Source organism: Nocardioides jejuensis, from assembly GCF_004337475.1.
Taxonomy (GTDB): Bacteria; Actinomycetota; Actinomycetes; order Propionibacteriales; family Nocardioidaceae; genus Nocardioides; species Nocardioides jejuensis.
Genome location: NZ_SJZJ01000008.1, coordinates 1 through 20,850, shown reverse-complemented (window position 1 = coordinate 20,850; position 20,850 = coordinate 1). Strand labels below are relative to the sequence as shown.

The following is a 20,850-nucleotide window of genomic DNA, read 5'->3' as shown; positions in this document are numbered from 1 at the left end:
CCCTCGAGTTTCAGCAAGGATGAAGCACATGAGCGGGCTTCGCTCCGTCCCCTCTGGCGATCCGTCGCCGGAGGGGGCGGCCTCCCCCGATCTCGGCGTCCTGCTGCGGCTCTCCGCACGGGGCGACGAGGCAGCCTTCGCCACCCTGTACGACGCGATGTCGTCCCGGGTCTACGGCCTCCTGCTCCGCGTCGTGCGCGATCCCGCCCAGGCGGAGGAGGTCACCCAGGAGACCTTCCTGGAGATCTGGCGCACCGCGTCCCGCTTCGATCCGGGCCGGGGCAGCGCCGTCGCCTGGATGCTGACCATCACGCACCGCAAGGGTGTTGACCGGGTCCGCTCCGCCGAGTCGGCCACCCGCCGCGACGCGACCTACCACCGCGAGACCCAGCCGGTGGAGCATGACGTCACGGCCGAGGCAGCCACCGCATCCCTCGAGGCCGGCCGGGTCCGGCAGGCGCTCGAGACCCTCACCCCGACCCAGCGCGAAGCCGTCGAGCTGGCCTACCTCGGGGGTTACACGCACACGGAGGTGGCATCCATGCTGGACCTGCCACTCGGCACCGCCAAGACACGTATTCGAGACGGACTGATCCGTCTCCGCGACACGATGGGAGTCGGACAATGAGCGACATCCACGCACTGTCCGGCGCCTACGCGATCGACGCCCTCGACGAGCACGAGCGTGCCCAGTTCGAGCGCCACCTGGCCGAGTGCGCGGACTGCCGCGCCGAGGTCGACAGCCTCCGCGGCGCCGCCGCCTCCCTGGCCGAGACGACCGAGGTCGCTCCCCCGCCGCAGCTCCGCACCGACGTGCTCAGCGCGATCAAGACGGTCCGCCCGCTCCCCCCGCTGCCCCGCCAGGGCCACGGCCGGAACGCCGGACGTGGTCGCCGATTTCGCGGCCTCCTCGTGGCCGCCGCGGCGGTCGCAGCGGTCGGCACCGGAGCCGTGGTGACGCAGCCCTGGTCCGACGACCAGAGCCCCGTCGACCAGGTGATCACCGCTGCCGATGCCGACCACGCGTCGACGAAGCTCGACGGTGGCACGCTCACCGTCTACCGCTCCGAGAAGCTCGGCAAGGCCGCCCTCGTGGCTGAGGACCTGCCGAAGGTCTCGGCCGGCAAGGTCTACGAGCTCTGGCTCCAGGTCGACGGCGCGATGGTGCCGGCGGGCCTGCTGGAGGGTTCCGGCGACAAGGAGGTGCTGCTGACCGGAGACGCCGCGAAGGCCACCGCTGCCGGCATCACCATCGAGCCCGACGGTGGCTCGAAGCAGCCCACGACCACCCCGATCGCCCTCTTCGATCTGACCCAGGACACCTGATGTCCAGCACTGCACCGGCCCGGGAGACCCCGCGCCGGGTGGCTGTCATCGGCTCAGGCGTCGCCGGGCTGACCGCCGCCCACGTGATCGCAACGTCCGCCGAGGTCGTCCTCTTCGAGGCCGACGAGCGTCTGGGCGGCCACGCCGACACGCACCGGGTCGTCGACGCGGAGGGCCGCGAGCTCGCCATCGACACCGGCTTCATCGTCCACAACGAACGCACCTATCCGACCCTGCTCCGCCTCTTCCGGGAGCTCGGCGTGGAGACGCAGCCGTCGGAGATGTCCATGTCGGTGCGCGACGACGCCTCCGGCCTGGAGTATGCCGGCGCCCTCGGGCTGCGCGGCCTCTTCCCGACGCGCGGCAACCTCGGCCGGGCGGCGTACCTGCGGATGCTGGGCGAGGTCCCGCGCTTCCACCGCGCCGCGCGACGGCTCCTGGCCACCCCGGCGGGGGACGACGAGACGCTCGCGGCGTTCCTCGAGCGGCACGGCTTCTCGGCGTACTTCCGCCGGCACTTCATGGAGCCGATGGTGGCCGCGGTCTGGTCCTGCGACCCGGACACCGCGCTCGCCTATCCGGCGCGCTACCTCTTCACCTTCCTCCAGCACCACGGGATGCTCTCGGTCTGGGGATCGCCGGAGTGGCGGACCGTCACCGGCGGCTCCCACGCGTACGTCGAGCGGGTCGCGGCCCGGCTGCCCGATGTCCGCACGGGGACCAAGGTGACGGCCCTGCGCGAGCTGGCCCACGGTGTCGAGCTGACCGACGGCAACGGCGTGACCGAGCGCTTCGACGCGGTCGTCGTCGCCACCCACCCTCACCAGGCACTGGCCATGCTCGCGGAGCCGACCGCCACGCAGCGCGAGGTCCTCGGTGCCCTGGAGTACTCCGCCAACACCGCGCAGCTGCACACCGACGCCTCCCTGCTGCCGCAGGCGCAGCGAGCCCGTGCCTCGTGGAACTTCCGCCGGCGCACCGATGCTGCCGGTCGGGTCACGGTCACCTACGACCTGACCCGCCTGCAGCGCCTGCCCACGGAGACGGCCTACCTGGTGACCCTCGGCGGCACCGACCTGGTCGACCCCGCCACCGTGATCGCCACCCGGGAGTACGAGCACCCGCTCTACACACCGGAGTCGATCGCCGCGCAGCGCCGGCTCCCGGCATGCGACAGCGACCGGATCGTCTTCGCCGGCGCCTATCACGGCTGGGGCTTCCACGAGGACGGCGCACGCTCAGGTGCAGCGGCGGCTGAACGGCTCGGCTTCTCCTGGGAGGCGCCGAACGCCGTTCCCCGTGGCGGCCGCGTCTACACGACGACGATCCGCCACGCGCGTCGCGCGCCGCGGCGTACCTTCAGCTACCGGTCGCGCACCTGGCTGGTCGACCTCGACGAGGTACCCCCGGCACGCGTGCACCGGGAGTTCCGGGCGTCCGACCACATCGGCGACCCGAGTCGTTCGATCCGGGAGAACGTCGCCGGCTTCCTCGCCGAGCGGGGCATCGAGGTCGACGGACGCATCCTGATGCTCACCACCCCGCGGGCGTTCGGCTACTGCTTCAACCCGATCACCGTCTACTGGTGCCACCGCGCCTCCGGGGAGCTCGCGTGCGTCCTGGTCGAGGTGCACAACACCTACGGCGACCGGCACGCGTACGTCGTGCACCCGGACGCCGCGGGGCGGGCCACCGTCCCGAAGCAGATGTACGTCTCGCCGTTCCACGACGTCTCCGGCGACTACCAGGTGAGCGTGCCGAACCCCGGCGACCGGGTCGCCATCGGCATCACGCTCCAGCCCCACGGCTTCGCCGCGACGCTCACCGGCACTGCCCTTCCGCCCGGCCGGCGCGCCGCGCTCGGCACCCTCGTCCGCACCCCGTGGCCTGCGCTCCTCGGCCGCCTGCGCATCCAGTGGCAGGGCATCCGGCTCTGGCTGCGCCGGGTCCCCGTCCAGCCCCGCCCGCACCACGATCCCCAGGAGGGAACCCGATGACCGTCACCTCCACCCGCAGCTCCGCGGCGCGCGCACCACGGCCCGACCCCGAGCTCTGGCCCGACCTGGCCGTCGTGCCGTCCGGTCTGCGAGCGCGCGCATCTGCCCGCGTTGCCGGCGGCATCGTCGCGGCGGCCTGTCGCCGCCTCGGGATCCAGCTCGTCACGCCGGAGACGGCGGTGCTGCCGGACGTCCCGGCGATCGTCGTGCACGACCAGGACGAGTTCCTGCGGCGGGTCGGCGCCGACGGCCTGATCGGCTTCGGCGAGGCCTACCTCACCGGAGCGTGGGACTCCCCCGACATCGCCCTGCTCGTCACCCAGCTGGCGACGAGCGTGGACCGCCTCGTGCCGCCGTGGATGCAGCGCCTCCGGCGCGTCCACGTACGCCGCGAGCCCCGGCGCCACCAGAACACCGTCGCCCAGAGCCGGTCGAACATCTCGCACCACTACGACCTCTCCAACGACCTCTTCACGCTCTTCCTCGACCCGACCCTGAGCTACTCCTCGGCGCTCTTCGACACCGAGCTGGTCCCGGCGGCCAACCACCGGGTCGCGGCCGCCCCCGCGCCGGTCCCCACCGACCGCATGGCCGAGCTTCTCCGCGACGCGCAGCAGCGGAAGATCGACCGGCTCCTCGACGAGGCAGGTGTCGGCGAGGGAACACGCCTGCTCGAGATCGGCACCGGCTGGGGTGAGCTCGCCCTCCGCGCCGCCGCCCGCGGGGCCACGGTGCGCACCGTCACCCTGTCGCAGGAGCAGCTCGAGCTCGCCCGCGAGCGGGTGGTCGCTGCCGGCTACGCCGACCGGGTCAGCATCGAGCTGCTCGACTACCGCCTGGTCGACGGTGAGTACGACGCCGTCGTCTCGGTGGAGATGATCGAGGCGGTCGGCGACGAGTACTGGTCGGCGTACTTCCGGCAGGTCGACGGCCTGCTGGCGCCGGGCGGGCGCTTCGCGCTCCAGGCGATCACCATGCCGCACCAGCGCATGCTCGACACCCGCGACGACTTCACCTGGATCAAGAAGTACATCTTCCCCGGCGGGCTGCTGCCCTCGGTCGAGGTGATCGAGGAGATCACCGCCCGCGAGACCGCGCTGCGCCTCACCGACCGGCTCTCCTTCGGCTCCCACTACGCCGAGACCCTGCGTGTGTGGGACGAGACCTTCCGCACCAACCTCGACCGGGTCCGGGCTCTCGGCTTCGACCCGACCTTCCTCCGGATGTGGCACTTCTACCTCGCCTACTGCCAGGGCGGCTTCGCCGCCGGCTACACCGACGTCCAGCAGATGACGTTCGTCAAGGAGAACCAATGAGCACCACCCTCCACCCCGTCGCCGCACCGGCCGGCTCCGGAATCGCCCAGGAGCTCGCGCGCGGACTCGGGCCCGTCGTCGGCGGCGAGCTGCCGGTCCGCCTGCGCGCCTGGGACGGTTCGGAGGCGGGTCCGGCGGACGCGCCGCTCGTCGAGATCCGCAGTGCCGACGCCCTCCGCCGGATCTTCTGGCACCCGGGCGAGCTCGGTGCGGCGCAGGCCTACGTGACCGGCGAGCTCGAGGTGCACCACGACCTCGACGATGCGCTCACCCAGGTCTGGGACGTCGTCCGGCAGCGCGGCCTCGCGGGCCGCCCGGCACTGGCCGCACTCGCCCGCGCCCTCAGCGCAGCAGCCCGGGCCGGCGCTCTCGGGCGCCCTCCCGCACCGCCGGCCACCCAGGCGCGCGTCCACGGCCGACTGCACAGCAAGCGTCGCGACCGTGCGGTGATCAGCCACCACTACGACCTCTCCAACGAGTTCTACGGCCGGATCCTCGACGAGACGATGGCCTACTCCTCGGCGTACTGGCGCAAGCCGCCGGGCACCGCGGGCTACACGCTCGCCGACGCCCAGCGCGACAAGCTCTCGCTGATCTGCCGCAAGCTCGGCCTCGAGCCCGGCATGACACTGCTCGACGTCGGCTGCGGGTGGGGCTCCCTGTCGCTCCACGCTGCCGAGCACTTCGGCGCCCGCGTGACCGGCGTGACGATTGCCGCGGAGCAGAAGGCCTTCATCGACGAACAGATCCGGCAGCGCGGGCTGGAGGACCGGGTCACCATCCGCCTCCAGGACTACCGCGAGGTCGTCGGACGCTGGGATGCCGTCGCCTCGATCGAGATGGGCGAGCACGTCGGGGAGGAGAACTACCCCGAGTACACCCGCGTCCTGGCCGGGACCGTACGCCGCGGCGGCCGCGTGCTGGTCCAGCAGATGTCCCGTAGCGGGAAGCACCCGGGCGGCGGCCCGTTCATCGAGTCGTTCATCGCGCCCGACATGCACATGCGTCCCGTCGGGCGGACCGTCGACCTGATCGAGCAGGCGGGCCTCGAGGTGCGCGACGTCCACGCCCTGCGCGAGCACTACGTCTGGACCGTCGACGCCTGGCTGGAGAACTTCACCGCGCACCGCGAGCACCTCACCGACCTGGTCGGCGAGGAGGTCATGAGGGTCTGGGACCTCTACCTGGTGGGCGGCCGGATGGCGTTCCGCGACGGACGCATGGGCGTCGACCAGATCCTCGCGGTCCGTCCCGGCGAGCCCCACGCGCTGGCCCCCGAGCGAGGCTGGTGAGATGACCGAGCTGCTGCAGGTGCTCGCGGTCGAGGTCCTGGTCGTGGCCGCGGCGATGGCGCTGACTGCGTACGCCGCCCGCCGCGCGGGCCGCTACTCGGTCGTCGACACCACGTGGGGGCTGGCCCTCGCCGCGGTCGCCCTGGTCGCCGCCGCCGGCGGGGCCGCCCTCGACACGGGCGAGTCGTGGCGGCGCTGGCTGCTGGTCGTCCTCGTGGCGGTGTGGGGCAGCCGGCTGTCGTGGCACATGCACCGCCGCAACAGCGGCCACGGCGAGGACCCGCGCTACACCGCGATGCTCGCCGGGGCGAGCCCTCTCCAGCGGGCGGTCAAGGTCTGGGTGACGCAGGGCGCCGCAGTCGTACTGGTGGGACTGCCGGTCACCGTCGCCGCGGTGACCACCGGAGGCTGGCCCCCCATGGCCGCCGCCGGCGTGGCGCTCTGGCTGCTGGGCGTCTCCTTCGAAGCCGTCGGGGACGCCCAGCTGGCCCGGTTCAAGGCGGACCCGGCCAACCGCGGGCTGATCATGGACCGCGGGCTCTGGTCGTGGACCCGGCACCCGAACTACTTCGGCGACGCCTGCGTCTGGTGGGGCATCTGGCTGGTCTCCCTCACCACGCCGTGGTCGCTGCTCACCGTCGTCGCCCCGCTCGCCATGACCTACTTCCTCGTCTTCGCCACGGGCGCCCGGCTCCTCGACCGGCACATGGAGGGCCGGCCCGGCTGGGCGGAGTACGCCTCCCGCACCAGCATGTTCCTGCCCCGGCCGCCACGGCACACCGGGCGCGGACCCCGGGAGGCTCGATGACGACCCTCGCCGACTTCACCGCCACCACGCTGGGCGGCCAGCAGCAGCCGCTCTCGTCGTACGCCGGGCAGTTGGTGCTGGTCGTCAACACCGCCTCGCAGTGCGGCTTCACCCCGCAGTTCGCCGGCCTGCAGGAGCTCCAGGACACGTTCGGGGACCGGGGCTTCACCGTGCTCGGCTTTCCCTGCAACCAGTTCGGAGCCCAGGAGCCCGGCACGGAGGCCGAGATCGGCGCCTTCTGCGCACGGAACTACGGCGTGGGCTTTCCCATGTTCGCCAAGGTCGACGTCAACGGGTCGACCGCCCATCCGCTCTTCCGTTGGCTCACCCACGCACGCCCCGGCCTGCTCGGTCGGAAGATCCGCTGGAACTTCACGAAGTTCCTCATCGACCGCGACGGCACCGTGCTCGCCCGCTACGGCAGCTCCACGACGCCCGCCAGCATCGCGCCGCGGATCGAGGCAGCCCTGGCCGAGCACCGGCTCGACTAACGTCGTCCTCCGCATGCAGACCTTCCTCCCGTATCCGTCGTACGCCGGGAGCGCGGCCGTGCTGGACCGGCAGCGCCTCGGGAAGCAGCGCGTGGAGACGCTCCAGATCCTCCAGGTCCTGACCGGCTTCCGGCTGGTGAGCTCCGCCCGGAAGGAGGGGGCGGCGCGCGCGGTGCCCCTGCCGCCTGCGGAGTGGCACCTCGAGGCGCGGGCGGTTGGCGGCTGGTCACACCATCCGGCGGTCCTCATGTGGAGCGGGCATCTCGCCGCGCTCGGTGCGTATCAAGAGGCGATCTGCGCGGAGTGGACCGGCCGCGGCTACCGCGACACCTGCGCGGAGAAGACCGCGTTCCTGCTCGAGGCCACCGGGCACGCCGACGACGACCCCGCGCAGCCCGCGTGGCTCGGCAGCGACCGCTTCCACGCTGCCCATCGCGCGACGCTGCTGGCCAAGGACCCGGACTGGTACGGCCGCCTCGGCTGGACCGACGTACCCGACCCGGACGGACTCTGGCCGGTCACCCGCCGCCAGTGAGCAGCTGTAACGCGGTGTTCTCGTAGCCTCGGCGCCGCTGCAGAGGCGCACACGCGACGAGAACACCGCGTTACAGCGGGGGCGATCAGTAGGACTTCGGCAGACCCAGCGAGTGCATCGCGACGAAGTTGAGGATCATCTCGCGGCTCACCGGGGCGATCCGGCCCAGGCGGGAGGCGACCAGGAGGTTGGCCAGGCCGTACTCCTCGGTCATGCCGTTGCCGCCATGGGTCTGCACCGCGACATCCGTGGCGTTGCAGGAGATCTCGCCGCCGGCGTACTTGGCCATGTTGGCGTACTCGCCGGCAGCGAAGTCGTCGCCGGCGTCGTAGAGCGCGGCCGCCTTCTGCCAGAGCAGGCGGGCCTGCTCGAGCTCGATCTTGATCTTCGCGAGCGGGTGCGCGATTCCCTGGTGGGCGCCGATCGGGACATCCTTGAAGACCGAGCGGACCTTGGCGTACTCCACCGCCTTGTCGAGGGCGTAGCGGGCCAGACCGCAGGACATCGCCGCGCCCATGATCCGCTCGGGGTTGAGGCCGGCGAAGAGCTGCCACAGGCCGCCGTCCTCGTCACCTACGAGCGCGTCGGCCGGGACCCGGACGTTGTCGAGGAAGAGCGTGAACTGCTTCTCCGGCGCCTTCCAGGCCATCGGGATGACCTGCCGGGTCAGGCCCGGAGCATCGGTCGGCACGATGAAGAGCGCCGGCTTGAGCTTGCCGGTCTTGGCGTCCTCGGTGCGGGAGACGATCAGGATCACCTGCGCCTCGTCGACGCCCGAGATGAAGGTCTTGCTTCCGTTGAGCACCCACTCGTCGCCATCGCGCGAGGCAGTCGTGGTGATGTTGTGGGCGTTGGATCCGGCGTCCGCCTCGGTGATGCCGAACGCCGCCGTCACCTCACCGGAGGCGATCTGCGGGATCCACTGCTTCTTCTGGGCCTCGGTGCCGCAGCGGGCGATGATCGAGCCGACGATCGCCGGGCTGACCACCATCATCAGCAGCGGGGCACCTGCGGCCGCGGCCTCCTCGAGCACCGCGGCGAGGTCGCTCATGCCGCCGCCACCGCCGCCGTACTCCTCGGGGAGGTTGACGCCGAGGAAGCCGTTGCGGCCCATCTCGAGCCACATGTCGGTCATCTTGCCGCCGGTCGCCGCCTGCTTCTCGACGAACTCACGGCCGTACTTGCCGGCCAGCTTCGCGACCGCCTCGCGCAGGGCCACGCGCTCCTCGGGCTCGGTGAACATCGTGCTCATCAGTTCTCCTCCTCGGAGTCGGTGCTGTCGGATTCGACGATGGCCAGCACGGCGCCGGCCTCGACCTGCTGCCCGACGGTGACGTCGAGCTCGGTGACCACGCCGGCGTACGGCGCGGCGATGGTGTGCTGCATCTTCATGGCCTCCATGACCAGCAGCGGCTGGCCCTCGGTGACCGCGTCGCCGACGGCCGCGTGGACCGCCACGACCGAACCCGGCATCGGCGCGAGCAGCGAACCCGCGGCGACCTGGGTGGACGGGTCCACGAAGCGGGGCTTGCGGGTCAGCGCGACGTGGCCGAGCGAGGACTCGACGTCGACGTGGTCACCGACCACCGACACCGCGAAGGTACGACGGACACCGCCGTGCTCGAGAGTGACCGCGTCCGGCCCTGCTGCGACCACCACGACACCGTCGACGTCGGCGGAGCGGAAGGACCGCCCGCCGTACCAGCCGACTGCCAGCTCGTCGTCCCCGATGAGGAAGGTGGTGACCTGCGGCTGCGAGACGACGTTGCGGAAGCCGGCGGGGATCCGGCTCTGCACCGGGGCGTCGAGACGCGCGCGCTCGGCCAGCGCGACAGCGGCCGAGAAGCCCGAGAGCGGGATGGCGTCCGCGCCACCAACGGGAGCTCCGAGGACGGCCAGGTCCGCACCGTCGAGCCACGTGGTGTCCATCGTGGCGTCCACGACAGTGGACGAGCGGAGCAGGTTGACCAGCAGATCGCGGTTGGTCTTCAGACCGTGCAGCTCGGCCTTCGCGAGCGACCCGGCGAGCTGGCGCAGCGCCTGCTCACGGGTCGGCGCGAAGGCGATCACCTTGGCGATCATCGCGTCGTAGAACGTGCCGATCTCGTCGCCTGCACCGACGCCGGAGTCGAGCCGGATGCCGTGGCGGACGGTCTCGAACTCCGACACCACACCGGGCAGCTCGAAGCGGGTGATGGCGCCCGACTGCGGCTGGTAGCCGTTGGCCGGGTCCTCGGCGTAGAGCCGGACCTCGATGGCGTGGCCCTGCGGCTCCCCCACCGTGACATCAGCCAACGAACGACCCTCGGCGACGGCGATCTGCAGCGCGACCAGGTCGACGCCGTAGACCGCCTCGGTGACCGGGTGCTCGACCTGGAGGCGGGTGTTCATCTCCAGGAAGTAGAAGCGGTCCTTGGCCACGTCGTAGAGGAACTCGACCGTGCCCGCGCCGCGGTAGTCGATCGCCTCGGCGGCCAGCCGCGCCGCGTCGTGCAGCGCCTTGCGGGTCGCATCGCGGAGCGCGGGGGCCGGGGCCTCCTCGATCACCTTCTGGTGACGGCGCTGCACCGAGCAGTCGCGCTCGCCGAAGACGATCGCGCCGTCGGCGGTGCCGACGATCTGAACCTCGATGTGGCGGCCCGTCTGGATGTAGGGCTCGACGAAGACGGTGCCGTCTCCGAACGCCGAGGCCGCCTCGGACGCGGCCTTGTCGATCTCGCCGGCCAGCTCGCCGAGCGAGCGGACGATGCGCATGCCGCGCCCGCCACCACCGGCGGACGCCTTCACCAGCAGCGGCAGGTCAGCCTCGGTGGCGGAGTCGGCCGTGAGCGAGCCGAGCACGGGGACACCGGCACTCGACATCAGCTTCTTGGACTCGATCTTCGAGCCCATCGACTCGATCGACTCCGGCGCGGGTCCGACCCAGGTCAGGCCGGCGTCGACGACGGCGCGCGCGAACGCGGCGTTCTCCGAGAGGAAGCCGTAGCCCGGGTGGATCGCGTCCGCGCCGGCCGCCAGGGCAGCGGCGATCACGAGGTCACCGCGGAGGTAGGTCTCGGCCGGGGTGTTGCCGGGAAGGTGGACGGCCTGGTCCGCGTCCCGGACGAAGGGCATGCCTTCGTCCGCGGACGAGAAGACCGCGACGGTGTCGATGCCGAGCTCGCGGCAGGTGCGGAAGACGCGGCGGGCGATCTCGCCCCGGTTCGCGACGAGGAGACGTGTAATCACAGGCGGAACACTCCGAAGTTCATGGCGCCCTCGATCGGCTGGTTGTCGATGACGGAGAGGCAGATGCCCAGCACCGTCCGGGTGTCACGCGGGTCGATGACGCCGTCGTCGTACACGAGGCCGGAGAGGAACTCCGGGAGCGACTGGTCCTCGACCATCTGCATGACGAAGGCCTTGATCCCGTCGAACTCCTCCTGGTTCCACGGCATCCCCTTCTTCTCCGCGGACTCGCGGGCCACGATCTCCATGACGCCGGCGAGCTGCGCCGGCCCCATCACCGCGGACTTGGCCGACGGCCAGGTGAAGAGGAAGCGCGGATCGTAGGCACGACCGTTCATGCCGTAGTTGCCAGCACCGAACGACGCTCCCATGATCACGGTGAGGTGCGGGACCTTGGAGTTGGAGACGGCGTTGATCATCTGGGCGCCGTGCTTGATGATGCCGCCCTGCTCGTACTCCGCGCCGACCATGTAGCCGGTGGTGTTGTGCAGGAAGAGGAGCGGGGTGTCCTTCTGGTTCGCCAGCTGGATGAACTGGGCAGCCTTCTGCGCCTCCTCGCTCATCAGGACGCCGCGGGCGTTGGCGATGATGCCGATCGGGTGGCCGTGCAGCGTCGCCCAGCCGGTGACCAGTGCCGAGCCGTAGAGCGGCTTGAACTCGTCGAACGCCTGGCCGTTGGTGGCCGATGTCCCGTCGACGATGCGCAGGATCGCGTCGCGCGGGTCGAACGGCTCCTTGAGGTCCTCCGGGAAGAGGTCGAGCAGCTCCTCCGGATCCAGATCCGGCTCGGCGTACGACGTCGGGTCGGGCGGGGTGCCCTTCTTGCGCCAGTTGAGGCGGGCGACGCATCGGCGCGCGAGGCGCAGGGCGTCGCGCTCGTCGAGGGCGAGGAAGTCGGACGAGCCGGAGATGCGCGAGTGCATCTCGGCGCCGCCGAGCGACTCGTCGTCGGACTCCTCGCCGGTCGCCATCTTCACCAGCGGCGGGCCGGCCAGGAAGACCTTCGCCTGCTCCTTGACCATGATCACGTAGTCGCTCATGCCGGGGACGTACGCGCCGCCCGCGGTCGAGTTGCCGAAGACGACCGAGATGGTCGGCTGCTTGCGGGCGGAGGCACGCGTGAGGTCGCGGAAGCCCTTGCCGCCTGGGATGAAGATGTCCTTCTGCGTGGGCAGGTCGGCGCCACCGGACTCGGTCAGGTTGATCGTCGGCAGCCAGTTGCGCTCGGCGATCTCCGCCGCGCGGAACGACTTGCGCAGCGACATCGGGTTGAGGGCGCCACCCTTCACCGTCGGGTCGTTGGCGACGATCATGCACTCGACGCCCTCGACGACGCCGATGCCCGTGACCATCGAGGCACCGACGGCGAAGTCGGAGCCCCAGCCGGCCAGCGGCATCAGCTCGAGGAACGCCGACCCCTCGTCGACCAGCAGCTCGATCCGCTCGCGGGCGGTGAGCTTGCCGCGTTCGTGGTGGCGGGCGATGTACTTGCCACCGGCGTTGACGGCCTTCTGGTTCTGCTCGTCGATGTGCGCGATCTTCGCGAGCATCGCCCGGCGCCGGCTCTGCTCCTGCGTCAGCTCCTGCTCGGGTGCGGGTGCTTCGGGTGTCTCAGTAGTCATGCCTTCTTCTCCGGTGCGTAGCCGAGGAGGCGCGCGGCGAGGTCGGTGAGCACCTCGGTCGCGCCGCCCCCGATGGGCAGGATCCGTACGTCGCGGTAGTGGCGCTCGACCTCGGTCTCGCGCATGTATCCCATGCCGCCGTGCAGCTGGACGGCCGCGTCAGCGACCCAGACCGCGGCGTCGACCGCGGTCTGCTTGGCCATGCAGGCCTCGGCGATGACGTCCTCGCCGGCGTCGAACCGCCGGGCCACCTCGAGCGTGTAGGCGCGGGCGACCTCGACCTGACGCCGCATCTCGACCAGCTTCGCGCGGACCACCTGGTTGGCGTGGAGCGGCTTGCCGAACGCCGTGCGCTGCGCGGCGTACTCCGAGGTCAGGTTGAGGCAGCGCAGCGCATGGCCGTAGCCCAGCAGCGCGAGGAAGATCCGCTCGGTGACGAAGTTCTGGGCGATGTAGTAGAACGCCGCGTTCTCCGCGCCGATCAGGTTGCCGACCGGCACCCGCACGTCCACGTAGGAGAGCTCGCCGGTGTCGGAGGCGAGCCAGCCCATCTTCTCGAGCTTGCGGGAGACCGTGAAGCCCGGCGTGCCGTGCGGTACGACGATCAGCGACAGGCCATGGGCACCGGCGTCCGACGTGCGACAGACCGTGACGACCCAGTCACCGCGCACCGAGCTGGTGATGAAGGTCTTCGCGCCGTTGATGACCCACTCGTCGCCGTCGCGGACGGCGCGCGTGGTGATGCCCGCGACGTCGGAGCCGGTGCCCGGTTCGGTGATGGCGAGCGAGCTGATCGCATCGCCCGCGAGCACCGGCCGGACCCACCGGTCGACCTGCTCCGGCGTGCCGTTCTGGTAGACGTGCGGCACCGAGATGCCGTGGGTGAACGCGCTCGCCATGAGGCCGCCGGACCAGCCGGCCTCCATGAAGCCCTCCTGGATGGCCGAGACGTCGAGCAGCGTGCCGCCGTCTCCCCCGACATCCTCGGGCACCCCCACGGCCAGCAGCCCCGCGTGCGCGAGCTTCTTCTGGAGCTCACGCGGGATCTCGCCGGCGCGCTCCCAGCTGTCGAGGTGCGGGAGCACCTCGCGTCGCGTGAACGCCATCGCCGACTGCTTGAGCGCCAGCTGCTCCGGCGTCCAGCCGTGGGTGGGTGAGTACGTCACGAGGGCTTCACTTCTTGTCCGGCGCGTAGCCGAGGAGGCGAGCGGCGAGATCGGTCAGGACCTCCGTTGCGCCACCCCCGATGGGCAGCAGGCGTACGTCGCGGTAGTGGCGCTCGACCTCGGTCTCGCGCATGTAGCCCATGCCGCCGTGGAGCTGGACGGCCGCGTCGGCGACCCAGCAGCCGGCCTCGACCGCGGTCTGCTTGGCCATGCAGGCCTCCGCCACGACGGACTCCCCCGCGGCGTACCGGCGGGCGACCTCGAGTGTGTAGGTGCGGGCCACCTCGGTCTGCCGGCGCATCTCGACGAGCTTCGCGCGGACCACCTGGTTGGCGTTGAGCGGCTTGCCGAACGCCGTGCGCTGGGCGACGTACTCGGCCGTCAGGTTGAGGCACCGGATCGCGTGGCCGTAGCCCTGCAGGGCGAGGCCGATCCGCTCGGTGACGAACTGGTCGGCGATGTAGTAGAAGCCGTGGTTCTCCTGGCCGACGAGGTTGGTGATCGGCACGCGGACGTCGACGAACGACAGCTCGCCGGTGTCGGAGGCGAGCCAGCCCATCTTGTCGAGCTTGCGGGAGACCGTGTAGCCGGGCGTGCCCTTGGGGACGACGATCAGCGAGATGCCGTGCGCACCGGTGTCGGCCGTGCGGCACGCGACCGTGACGAAGTCACCGCGGACCGACGAGCTGATGAACATCTTCGCGCCGTTGATGACCCACTCGTCGCCGTCGCGGACCGCACGGGTGGTGATGCCCGCGACGTCCGATCCGGCACCCGGCTCGGTGATGCCGAGGGAGCCGATCAGGTCGCCGGCGAGCGTCGGCTTGACCCAGGTGTCGATGAGCTCCTGCGAGCCGTTGCGCGCGATGTGCGGCAGGGCGATGCCGTGCGTGAAGATCGCGGTGAGGGCGCCACCCGAGACGCCGGCCTCCATGAAGCCCTCCTGCAGGGCCAGGTTGTCGAAGAGGTTGCCACCGTCGCCGCCGACGCGCTCCGGGAAGCCGACCGCGAGCAGACCCGCCTGGGCGACCTTCTTCTGGATCTCGCGCGGCACCTCGCCCGCGCGCTCCCAGTCGTCCATGTGCGGCATCAGCTCACGCTCGGCGAACGCCTTGGCGCTCTGCTTGAGGGCGATCTGGTCCTCGTTGAACCCCGAGGTCGGCGACCAGCTCACAGAAGGCTCCCTTCGATCGTGGCCGTCCGGCCACGAACCCATTCCGCGAGGCCCTTGGCCTGCGGGTCGAAACGTGCGGTGGCAGCCACGCCCTCGTCGAGGAGGCCGTGGATGAGGATGTTGACGCCGCCCAGGTTGGGCAGCGGGTAGACCTCGATGTCGAGGTCGGCAGCCTCGGGGATCAGCTCGCGCACCTTGCGCGGGCTGAGGTACTTGGTCAGCCACGTGACGCGCTCGGCGTACTTCGGGTGGCCGTCGTTCTTCACCCAGAGGCCGATGTTGGCGTCGCCGCCCTTGTCGCCCGAGCGCCCGTGGACGAACGTGCCGAGCGGCACCCGTCGGGTCAGCGTGTCCGCCGGCGAGGGGTACGGCGACGGGCGCAGGCCGATGCTCTTGTCGAGCGGAGCGGGGTCGGTCGCCGGGTCGGCGATGACCTCGACGGAGCCGTCGTGGTGGACCACGGTGTGCTCGACGACGTCCCGCTCGATGTACGCCGGGGTGTAGACGCCGTACGCCGTGCCGGCACCGGGCATCCGCATCGGGGCGAAGCCCGGGTAGGAGCCGAGGACCTGCTCGATGACCGGACCGGTGAAGCCCTTGGCGACCTTGGTGGCGTCGTTGTCGAACGCGGTGATTCGCAGCAGCGCGGAGGCCGCCTCCTGGCTGTCGGCGTCCGTGTCGGGCTGGATGACGTCGGACCAGACGACCCGCGCCGGGCCGTCCTCGCCCCATGCCCGCTCGACCTGCTCGCGGACCCAGGCCGCCTTCGCCTCGACGTTGAGGCCGCTGAGGATCAGCTCCATGGAGTTGCGGTAGCCGGCGAAGTAGTTGAGGCAGGCCTTCAGCTTCGCCGGCGGCAGGGTGCCGGTGACGCCGGTGACCTTGACCCGGTCGGGCGCCTCCTGCTCGAGGCGCATCGTGGTGAGGTCCACGGTCACGTCGGGGTTGAGGTACTTCGTCGTCTGGATCTCGTAGACGAGCTGCGCGGTGACGGTGTCGACCGTGACCGCACCGCCCGTGCCGTCGTGCTTGGTGATCACCATGCTGCCGTCCGCGGCGATCTCCGCGATCGGGAACCCGAACGGCCTGCTCCGCGCCTCGGCCGGCAGCTCCAGGAAGCCGGAGAAGTTGCCGCCGACGGCCTGCGTGCCGCACTCGATGATGTGGCCCGCGATGACGGCGCCAGCCAGCTCGTCGTACGACTCGGGGGTCCAGCCGTGGTGGTGGATGGCCGGTCCGACGACGACGCTCGCGTCGGTCACGCGGCCGGTGACGACCAGATCGGCGCCCTTGTCGAGGGCGCTCGCGATGCCGAAGGCGCCGAGGTAGGCGTTGGCCGTCAGCGGGTTGCCGTACGTCGGGTGGGCCAGGCCCAGCGCCTCCGTCTGGCTGCGGATGTCGTCGCCCGCGACGTACGCGATCTTCGGGGCGAGGCCGAGGCCGTTGCTGACCTCGGCGAGCTTCTCCGCGAGGCCCTTCGGGTTGATGCCGCCGGCGTTGACGACGACCTTGACGCCCTTCTCGAGCGCGAGGCCGAGGGCGTCCTCCGCCTGCCGCACGAAGGTGCGGGCATAGCCGAGGTTCGGGTCCTTGAAGGTGTCCTTGCCGAGGATCAGCATGGTCAGCTCGGCGAGGTAGTCGCCGGTCAGGTAGTCGAGCGGACCGCCCTCGAGCATCTCCCGGAACGCCGACAGGCGGTCGCCGTAGAAGCCGGAGCAGTTGCCGATGCGGGCCACACGCTGGTCGAGCTTGTCGAGACTCATGCGTTCTCTCCCTTGGGTGCTCGGCCGCCGCCGGCGGGGCCGGCGAACGCCTGGGCGATGGTCAGCCACGTCTCCGCGTCGGGGCCGGTGGCGACCAGGTCGGTGTCGTCGCGGTGCACGCGCTGGGTGGCCAGCGCCGCGAAGTCGTACGCCGACCCGGTGACGGTCTGCGTGGCGTCCTCCGGCCCTGCGATCCAGGTCTCGCCGGACGGCAGCACGAGCTCGAGCCGGATCGGCTCGGCCGGCGCCTCGAGGCCGTTCTGCGCGAAGGCGAAGTTGCGGGTGCGGAAGCCGATGCTGGCGACGTGCCGGATCCGGTCGGTGACCGAGTGCGGGGCACCGACGGCGTCGGCGACGTCGAGGCCGTGCGCCCAGGTCTCCATGAGTCGCGCGGTCGCCATGCTCGCGGGCGCCATCGGCGGACCGAACCACATCAGCTTCTGGCCGTCAGGGACGCTGCGGAGCGCATCGGCGAGGGCGGCCTTCGACTCCTGCCAGCGGGCCAGCAGCTCGGCGCCCGTGTGCGTCTTGGCGATGGTCAGGGCGGCGGTGTCGACGAAGCCCGTCGGGTCACCGAAGGCGTCCAGCACGAGCGCGTCCCACGGCTCCTTGTCGGCGTCGCCGTTGACGAGCAGGGTGCCGGCGACCGCCTTCACCGACGACTCGTCGGTCCACAGCAGGTGCGCGATCGTGGTCGCGACGTCCCAGCCCTCGGCCGGGGTCGCGGTGCGCCAGCCCGCCTCGTCGAGGTCGGCGAGCAGCGACTCGACGTACGCGCTCTCCGCCTGGAGGTCCGCGAGGACCCCGTCCAGCACGGCGTTCATCCGAGCTCCTTCAGTTCGCGGTCGAGGGTCTGGGCCCACTGGTCGAGGATCCGTGCCCGGCGACGGGAGTCGTCGCCGAGCGTGTTGGCGAGGCCGAGGCCGCGCAGCAGGTCGAGCGTGGCCTGGACGAGCTCGCGTACGCCGGGGCGCGTCTCGTCGACCTGCAACAGGTCGACAGCGATCCGGTGCAGGCCGCGGCCGGTCTCGATCTCGAGCGGCGCCACCGCCGCCAGCAGCTGCTCGTCACTGCGGGCAGCCACCCACAGCTCGAGCGCCGCGGTGAAGAACGGCGAGGTGACGTACTCCGCGAGCGCGCCGAGGACGGCGCGGGTGCGGCCCTCCCCCACGGGGAGGTCGCGCTGGGCCGCCTCGAACTCCGCCGCCCGCTGGTCGTAGAGGTGGCGCACCGCCGCGACGACGAGGTCGTTCTTCGTCGGGAAGTGGTGCAGCTGCGCGCCCCGGCTGACGCCGGCGATCTTCGAGACGAGGGTGGTCGACGTGCCGGCGAATCCCGCGTCGACCAGGCACTGGATCGTCGCCTCGAGGAGGCGGGCCCGCATCAGACGCGTGCGCTCCTCCTGCGGCACGCGCGCGTGCTGGGTGGCGGTCTCCTGGCTCACGGGTACAGCCTGTCCCCCATGAAAGAAACAGTCAAGCCTGTCTTTAAGTGAGTTTTGCGGGAGGCGGCGGCGCCAACCACGGCAGACCAACGTCGTCGCCGGGCGCCTTGCGGCGCGTTGTCCGGAATGCCAGCCCCGACTGGCCGCTGCTGCCGTACTTGGCGCCGCATCTCCACGGATGCGGAGTGCCACGCCCTGCCGGTGATGCAGGATGCAGGCATGACCGACGCCTCCGTGCCGTACGCCGCCCCCACGCCGCAGCCGACCTCGTCGTACGCGACCTGGGGCGACCGCGCCCGCGCCTGGCTGTGGGACCTCGTCTACAACCTGCCGCCGGTCGTGCTGATGTTCCTGGCGATCATCCCGCTGGGTATCGGCGGGAGCATGTTCGATGAGGACTCCGTCTCCGTGCCCGCCGTCTCGCTCTTCTGCGCCGGCATCGGACTCATGGTCGCCGCGACCTGCTGGTCGCTCTGGCGCTCGATCAACAACTACGTCATCCGCCAGGGCCGCACGGGACAGACGTACGGCAAGGCGCGCGTCGGCATCTGGGTCGTCAACGAGCAGACCGGCGCCGCTCCCGGCTGGGGCTCCTGCCTGGGCCGGATGCTCCTGCACGGCCTGATCAACGAGGCGCTCTACCTCGACTACCTGTGGCCGCTGTGGGACCAGCCGAAGGTGCAGACGCTGACGGACAAGATCCTCAGCACGGTGGTCGTGAAGCGCGTCTGATCAGCGGGGCGCGGGCTCCGTCGGGAAGGTGCACTGGCGGGTGAGCCCTGCCGCCGGGTGCGCGGCCGAGTGCACGGACGACGCGGGCAGGAAGCCCCACGTCGACGGGATGGGCGGATCCGTCAGCGGGTCGTCGCCCTGCGTGTAGTACCAGACGTCGTCGCCGCCGACCTCCTGGCCGCGGGTCCAGCAGATGAACCAGCTCGGGCTGGTCCGCAGGACGGCGGTCGGCATCCCGTCGACGGTGGGCCAGCGGTACATCAGCGAGCGGTCGTTCTCGCAGAGGAAGACGCCGTCCCACTTGCGCTTCAGCCGCGCGTCGGGGATCCGGGCCTGGCCCGGCGTGCAGCCCCCGCGGGACGCCGTCGCGGGGGCGTCCGCCGCGGGGTGCGCATCGGCCGCGGCGAATGCTGCGGGGTGCCCGGCGGGGGCGAACTGCTGCCACACCACCGCACCCAGCACGAACGCCGCCACGCAGGCCAGCGCGGCAACACCCACCGTCACGCTCCAGCGCAGCTTCGACCAGCGACGGCCGACCGGAGTCGGGACAGCGCGCGTCGCCACAGGTGCGGCGTGCGTCGGCCGCTCCACGTGACCGCCCGCCTCGTCCAGGGTCGCAAGCCGGCGCCACGCCGTGCGCCACTCCTCGACCTGCACGGCTGCCAGATCGGGGGCGACGCCGGCGTGCGCGAGGCACGCGGCGACGAAACGCAGGGACGCCGACTCGGTCGGTCGCCGCTGCGGATTGCGGCCGATCAGGCCGGAGACCGCCGACTTCGGCAGGCCTCCGCGGGCCGAGACCGCGTCGTACTTCGGCGTGCCGCACTCGACGTGCAGCGAACGGAGCAGTGCCTGGTAGTCCGCCCAGGAACGTGCCTGCGTCAAACGGGTCTGAACGCCTGCAGTCACCGTGGATCTCCTCGCTCTGGCCCGTCAGCGCGGAGCAACCTACCAGCGAAATGCGCACCTCTGAACAAACGTCCCATTTGCCCGCTGACCTGCATGAACGCCGTTCTGAACAGTTCCGCGACTGCGGCGACTTGTGGGCTGGGTCACGCTCCGCTTGCCTTCTCCCCGACGGGCCGAGGGGGACGGCGGACGGGTCACCTGACTCGTCCGCCGCGGCCTGGACTGCCGCCTCTCAGGAGAAGAAATGCCGATCCGCTCCATCCGCTACGCACAGGGCGTGGCCCTGTCGCTCCTCACCCTCGGCTTCGTCGCGCCGATCACCCAGAGCACCACGCCGCACGCCGAGGCGGCTTCGGCCGTCGACGGCCCGATCACCCGGACCGAGATCCTGTCGCGGGCCCAGACCTGGATCGACCAGCACGTGCCCTACTGCCAGTGCACGCAGGGCTACACCGACCCGCAGGGGGCGGCGTACCGCAACGACTGCTCAGGCTTCGTCGACATGGCGCTGCACCTGGGCCAGCAGCCCAACACCGAGGGCCTGCCGGCGTTCCTCGACCCGATCGGATGGGAGCAACTCCTGCCGGGAGACATCGTCGGCACCCTCGGCGCGGGCTCGGGCGGCGACAACGGCCACGTCGTCATCTTCAACGGCTGGGCCAACCCCGAGCACACCGTCTTCAACAGCCTCGAGGAGCAGGGCGGCGCCGGCGCGATCCGGACCACCGAGTCCAAGGGCTTCCAGGTCGGCTCCCTCACCGCGCAGCCCTACCGCTACAAGAAGGTCATGAACGACGGCGGCGGGTCCACCTCGTCGACCGGCTCGTCGTTCGAGGCGGGCCGGATCGTCTCCGCCCGCTCGGCTGACGGGCGACTCGAGACCTTCGCGGCTGCCTCCAACGGCATCTACCACGCGTGGCAGAACCAGGTGAACGGCACGTGGTCGACCTGGTCCCTCATCGGTGGCCCGACGGACGCCAAGCTCAGCCTGGTCCCGAACGCCGATGGCCGGCTCGAGCTCTTCGCCCTCAACGGCTCGACGTTCTC

The 20,850-nt window shown here is 71.2% G+C and carries 19 protein-coding genes; 10 read left to right on the top strand and 9 right to left on the bottom strand.

Annotated elements, in window-relative coordinates:
- Window positions 1-28 precede the first annotated feature (28 nt).
- The 8 genes from sigK to EPD65_RS06575 are packed head-to-tail and all read left to right on the top strand — an operon-like array spanning window position 29 to window position 7,765.
- Entirely contained in the window at window positions 29-628 is a 600-nt protein-coding gene (gene sigK / locus EPD65_RS06610) for an ECF RNA polymerase sigma factor SigK (protein ID WP_131582425.1), read from the top strand.
- Window positions 625-1,326: an anti-sigma factor gene (locus EPD65_RS06605; RefSeq protein ID WP_131582423.1), complete on the top strand. Its 702-nt coding sequence runs from the start codon at window positions 625-627 to the stop codon at window positions 1,324-1,326. The genes sigK and EPD65_RS06605 overlap by 4 nt, the downstream gene beginning before the upstream one ends.
- A complete protein-coding gene (locus EPD65_RS06600; RefSeq protein ID WP_131582421.1) occupies window positions 1,326-3,323 on the top strand; it encodes an FAD-dependent oxidoreductase in 1,998 nt (665 codons plus the stop codon). The genes EPD65_RS06605 and EPD65_RS06600 overlap by 1 nt, the downstream gene beginning before the upstream one ends.
- Window positions 3,320-4,639 carry an SAM-dependent methyltransferase gene (locus tag EPD65_RS06595; RefSeq protein WP_131582419.1) on the top strand — a complete coding sequence of 440 codons (1,320 nt, stop codon included), beginning with the start codon at window positions 3,320-3,322 and terminating at the stop codon, window positions 4,637-4,639. The genes EPD65_RS06600 and EPD65_RS06595 overlap by 4 nt, the downstream gene beginning before the upstream one ends.
- A complete protein-coding gene (locus EPD65_RS06590) occupies window positions 4,636-5,931 on the top strand; it encodes an SAM-dependent methyltransferase (protein ID WP_131582417.1) in 1,296 nt (431 codons plus the stop codon). Before EPD65_RS06595 ends, EPD65_RS06590 begins: the two co-directional genes overlap by 4 nt.
- Before the next feature lies 1 nt (window position 5,932).
- Complete coding sequence (locus tag EPD65_RS06585; protein ID WP_131582415.1) at window positions 5,933-6,739, top strand: DUF1295 domain-containing protein; 807 nt, start codon at window positions 5,933-5,935, stop codon at window positions 6,737-6,739.
- A complete protein-coding gene (locus tag EPD65_RS06580; protein ID WP_131582413.1) occupies window positions 6,736-7,230 on the top strand; it encodes a glutathione peroxidase in 495 nt (164 codons plus the stop codon). Before EPD65_RS06585 ends, EPD65_RS06580 begins: the two co-directional genes overlap by 4 nt.
- A 13-nt stretch (window positions 7,231-7,243) precedes the next feature.
- Window positions 7,244-7,765: a pyrimidine dimer DNA glycosylase/endonuclease V gene (locus EPD65_RS06575; RefSeq protein ID WP_131582411.1), complete on the top strand. Its 522-nt coding sequence runs from the start codon at window positions 7,244-7,246 to the stop codon at window positions 7,763-7,765.
- An 85-nt stretch (window positions 7,766-7,850) separates the two neighbouring features.
- Here the strand turns inward: EPD65_RS06575 and EPD65_RS06570 are convergent, their stop codons facing one another.
- The 8 genes from EPD65_RS06570 to EPD65_RS06535 form a co-directional block, all read right to left on the bottom strand.
- The gene (locus EPD65_RS06570; RefSeq protein ID WP_131582409.1) at window positions 7,851-9,017 is read right to left on the bottom strand and encodes an acyl-CoA dehydrogenase family protein; all 1,167 of its coding nucleotides are present in this window, start codon (window positions 9,015-9,017) and stop codon (window positions 7,851-7,853) included.
- Window positions 9,017-10,993 carry an acetyl/propionyl/methylcrotonyl-CoA carboxylase subunit alpha gene (locus EPD65_RS06565; protein WP_131582407.1) on the bottom strand — a complete coding sequence of 659 codons (1,977 nt, stop codon included), beginning with the start codon at window positions 10,991-10,993 and terminating at the stop codon, window positions 9,017-9,019. The genes EPD65_RS06570 and EPD65_RS06565 overlap by 1 nt, the downstream gene beginning before the upstream one ends.
- Window positions 10,990-12,543, bottom strand: a complete 1,554-nt coding sequence (locus tag EPD65_RS06560) for an acyl-CoA carboxylase subunit beta (RefSeq protein ID WP_207891437.1) — start codon at window positions 12,541-12,543, stop codon at window positions 10,990-10,992. The genes EPD65_RS06565 and EPD65_RS06560 overlap by 4 nt, the downstream gene beginning before the upstream one ends.
- 68 nt (window positions 12,544-12,611) lie before the next feature.
- Window positions 12,612-13,781, bottom strand: a complete 1,170-nt coding sequence (locus EPD65_RS06555; protein ID WP_243640484.1) for an acyl-CoA dehydrogenase family protein — start codon at window positions 13,779-13,781, stop codon at window positions 12,612-12,614.
- A gap of 7 nt (window positions 13,782-13,788) precedes the next feature.
- Window positions 13,789-14,955 carry an acyl-CoA dehydrogenase family protein gene (locus EPD65_RS06550; protein WP_243640483.1) on the bottom strand — a complete coding sequence of 389 codons (1,167 nt, stop codon included), beginning with the start codon at window positions 14,953-14,955 and terminating at the stop codon, window positions 13,789-13,791.
- Window positions 14,952-16,718 carry an acyclic terpene utilization AtuA family protein gene (locus tag EPD65_RS06545; RefSeq protein ID WP_131582401.1) on the bottom strand — a complete coding sequence of 589 codons (1,767 nt, stop codon included), beginning with the start codon at window positions 16,716-16,718 and terminating at the stop codon, window positions 14,952-14,954. Before EPD65_RS06545 ends, EPD65_RS06550 begins: the two co-directional genes overlap by 4 nt.
- Entirely contained in the window at window positions 16,715-17,542 is an 828-nt protein-coding gene (locus tag EPD65_RS06540; RefSeq protein ID WP_131582399.1) for a TIGR03084 family metal-binding protein, read from the bottom strand. The genes EPD65_RS06545 and EPD65_RS06540 overlap by 4 nt, the downstream gene beginning before the upstream one ends.
- Window positions 17,539-18,162, bottom strand: a complete 624-nt coding sequence (locus tag EPD65_RS06535; protein ID WP_243640482.1) for a TetR/AcrR family transcriptional regulator — start codon at window positions 18,160-18,162, stop codon at window positions 17,539-17,541. The genes EPD65_RS06540 and EPD65_RS06535 overlap by 4 nt, the downstream gene beginning before the upstream one ends.
- A gap of 219 nt (window positions 18,163-18,381) precedes the next feature.
- On the opposite strand from EPD65_RS06535, the gene EPD65_RS06530 reads away from it, so the two are divergent.
- A complete protein-coding gene (locus EPD65_RS06530; RefSeq protein ID WP_165872912.1) occupies window positions 18,382-18,894 on the top strand; it encodes an RDD family protein in 513 nt (170 codons plus the stop codon).
- Here EPD65_RS06530 and EPD65_RS06525 read toward each other — a convergent pair whose 3' ends face one another.
- Window positions 18,895-19,803 (bottom strand): hypothetical protein, encoded by a 909-nt coding sequence (locus tag EPD65_RS06525; RefSeq protein WP_131582395.1) that lies wholly within the window; start codon window positions 19,801-19,803, stop codon window positions 18,895-18,897.
- 244 nt (window positions 19,804-20,047) lie between these two features.
- Here EPD65_RS06525 and EPD65_RS16425 point away from each other — a divergent pair.
- On the top strand, window positions 20,048-20,850 hold an 803-nt coding region (locus tag EPD65_RS16425), incomplete at its 3' end, for a DUF8189 domain-containing protein (protein WP_207891433.1).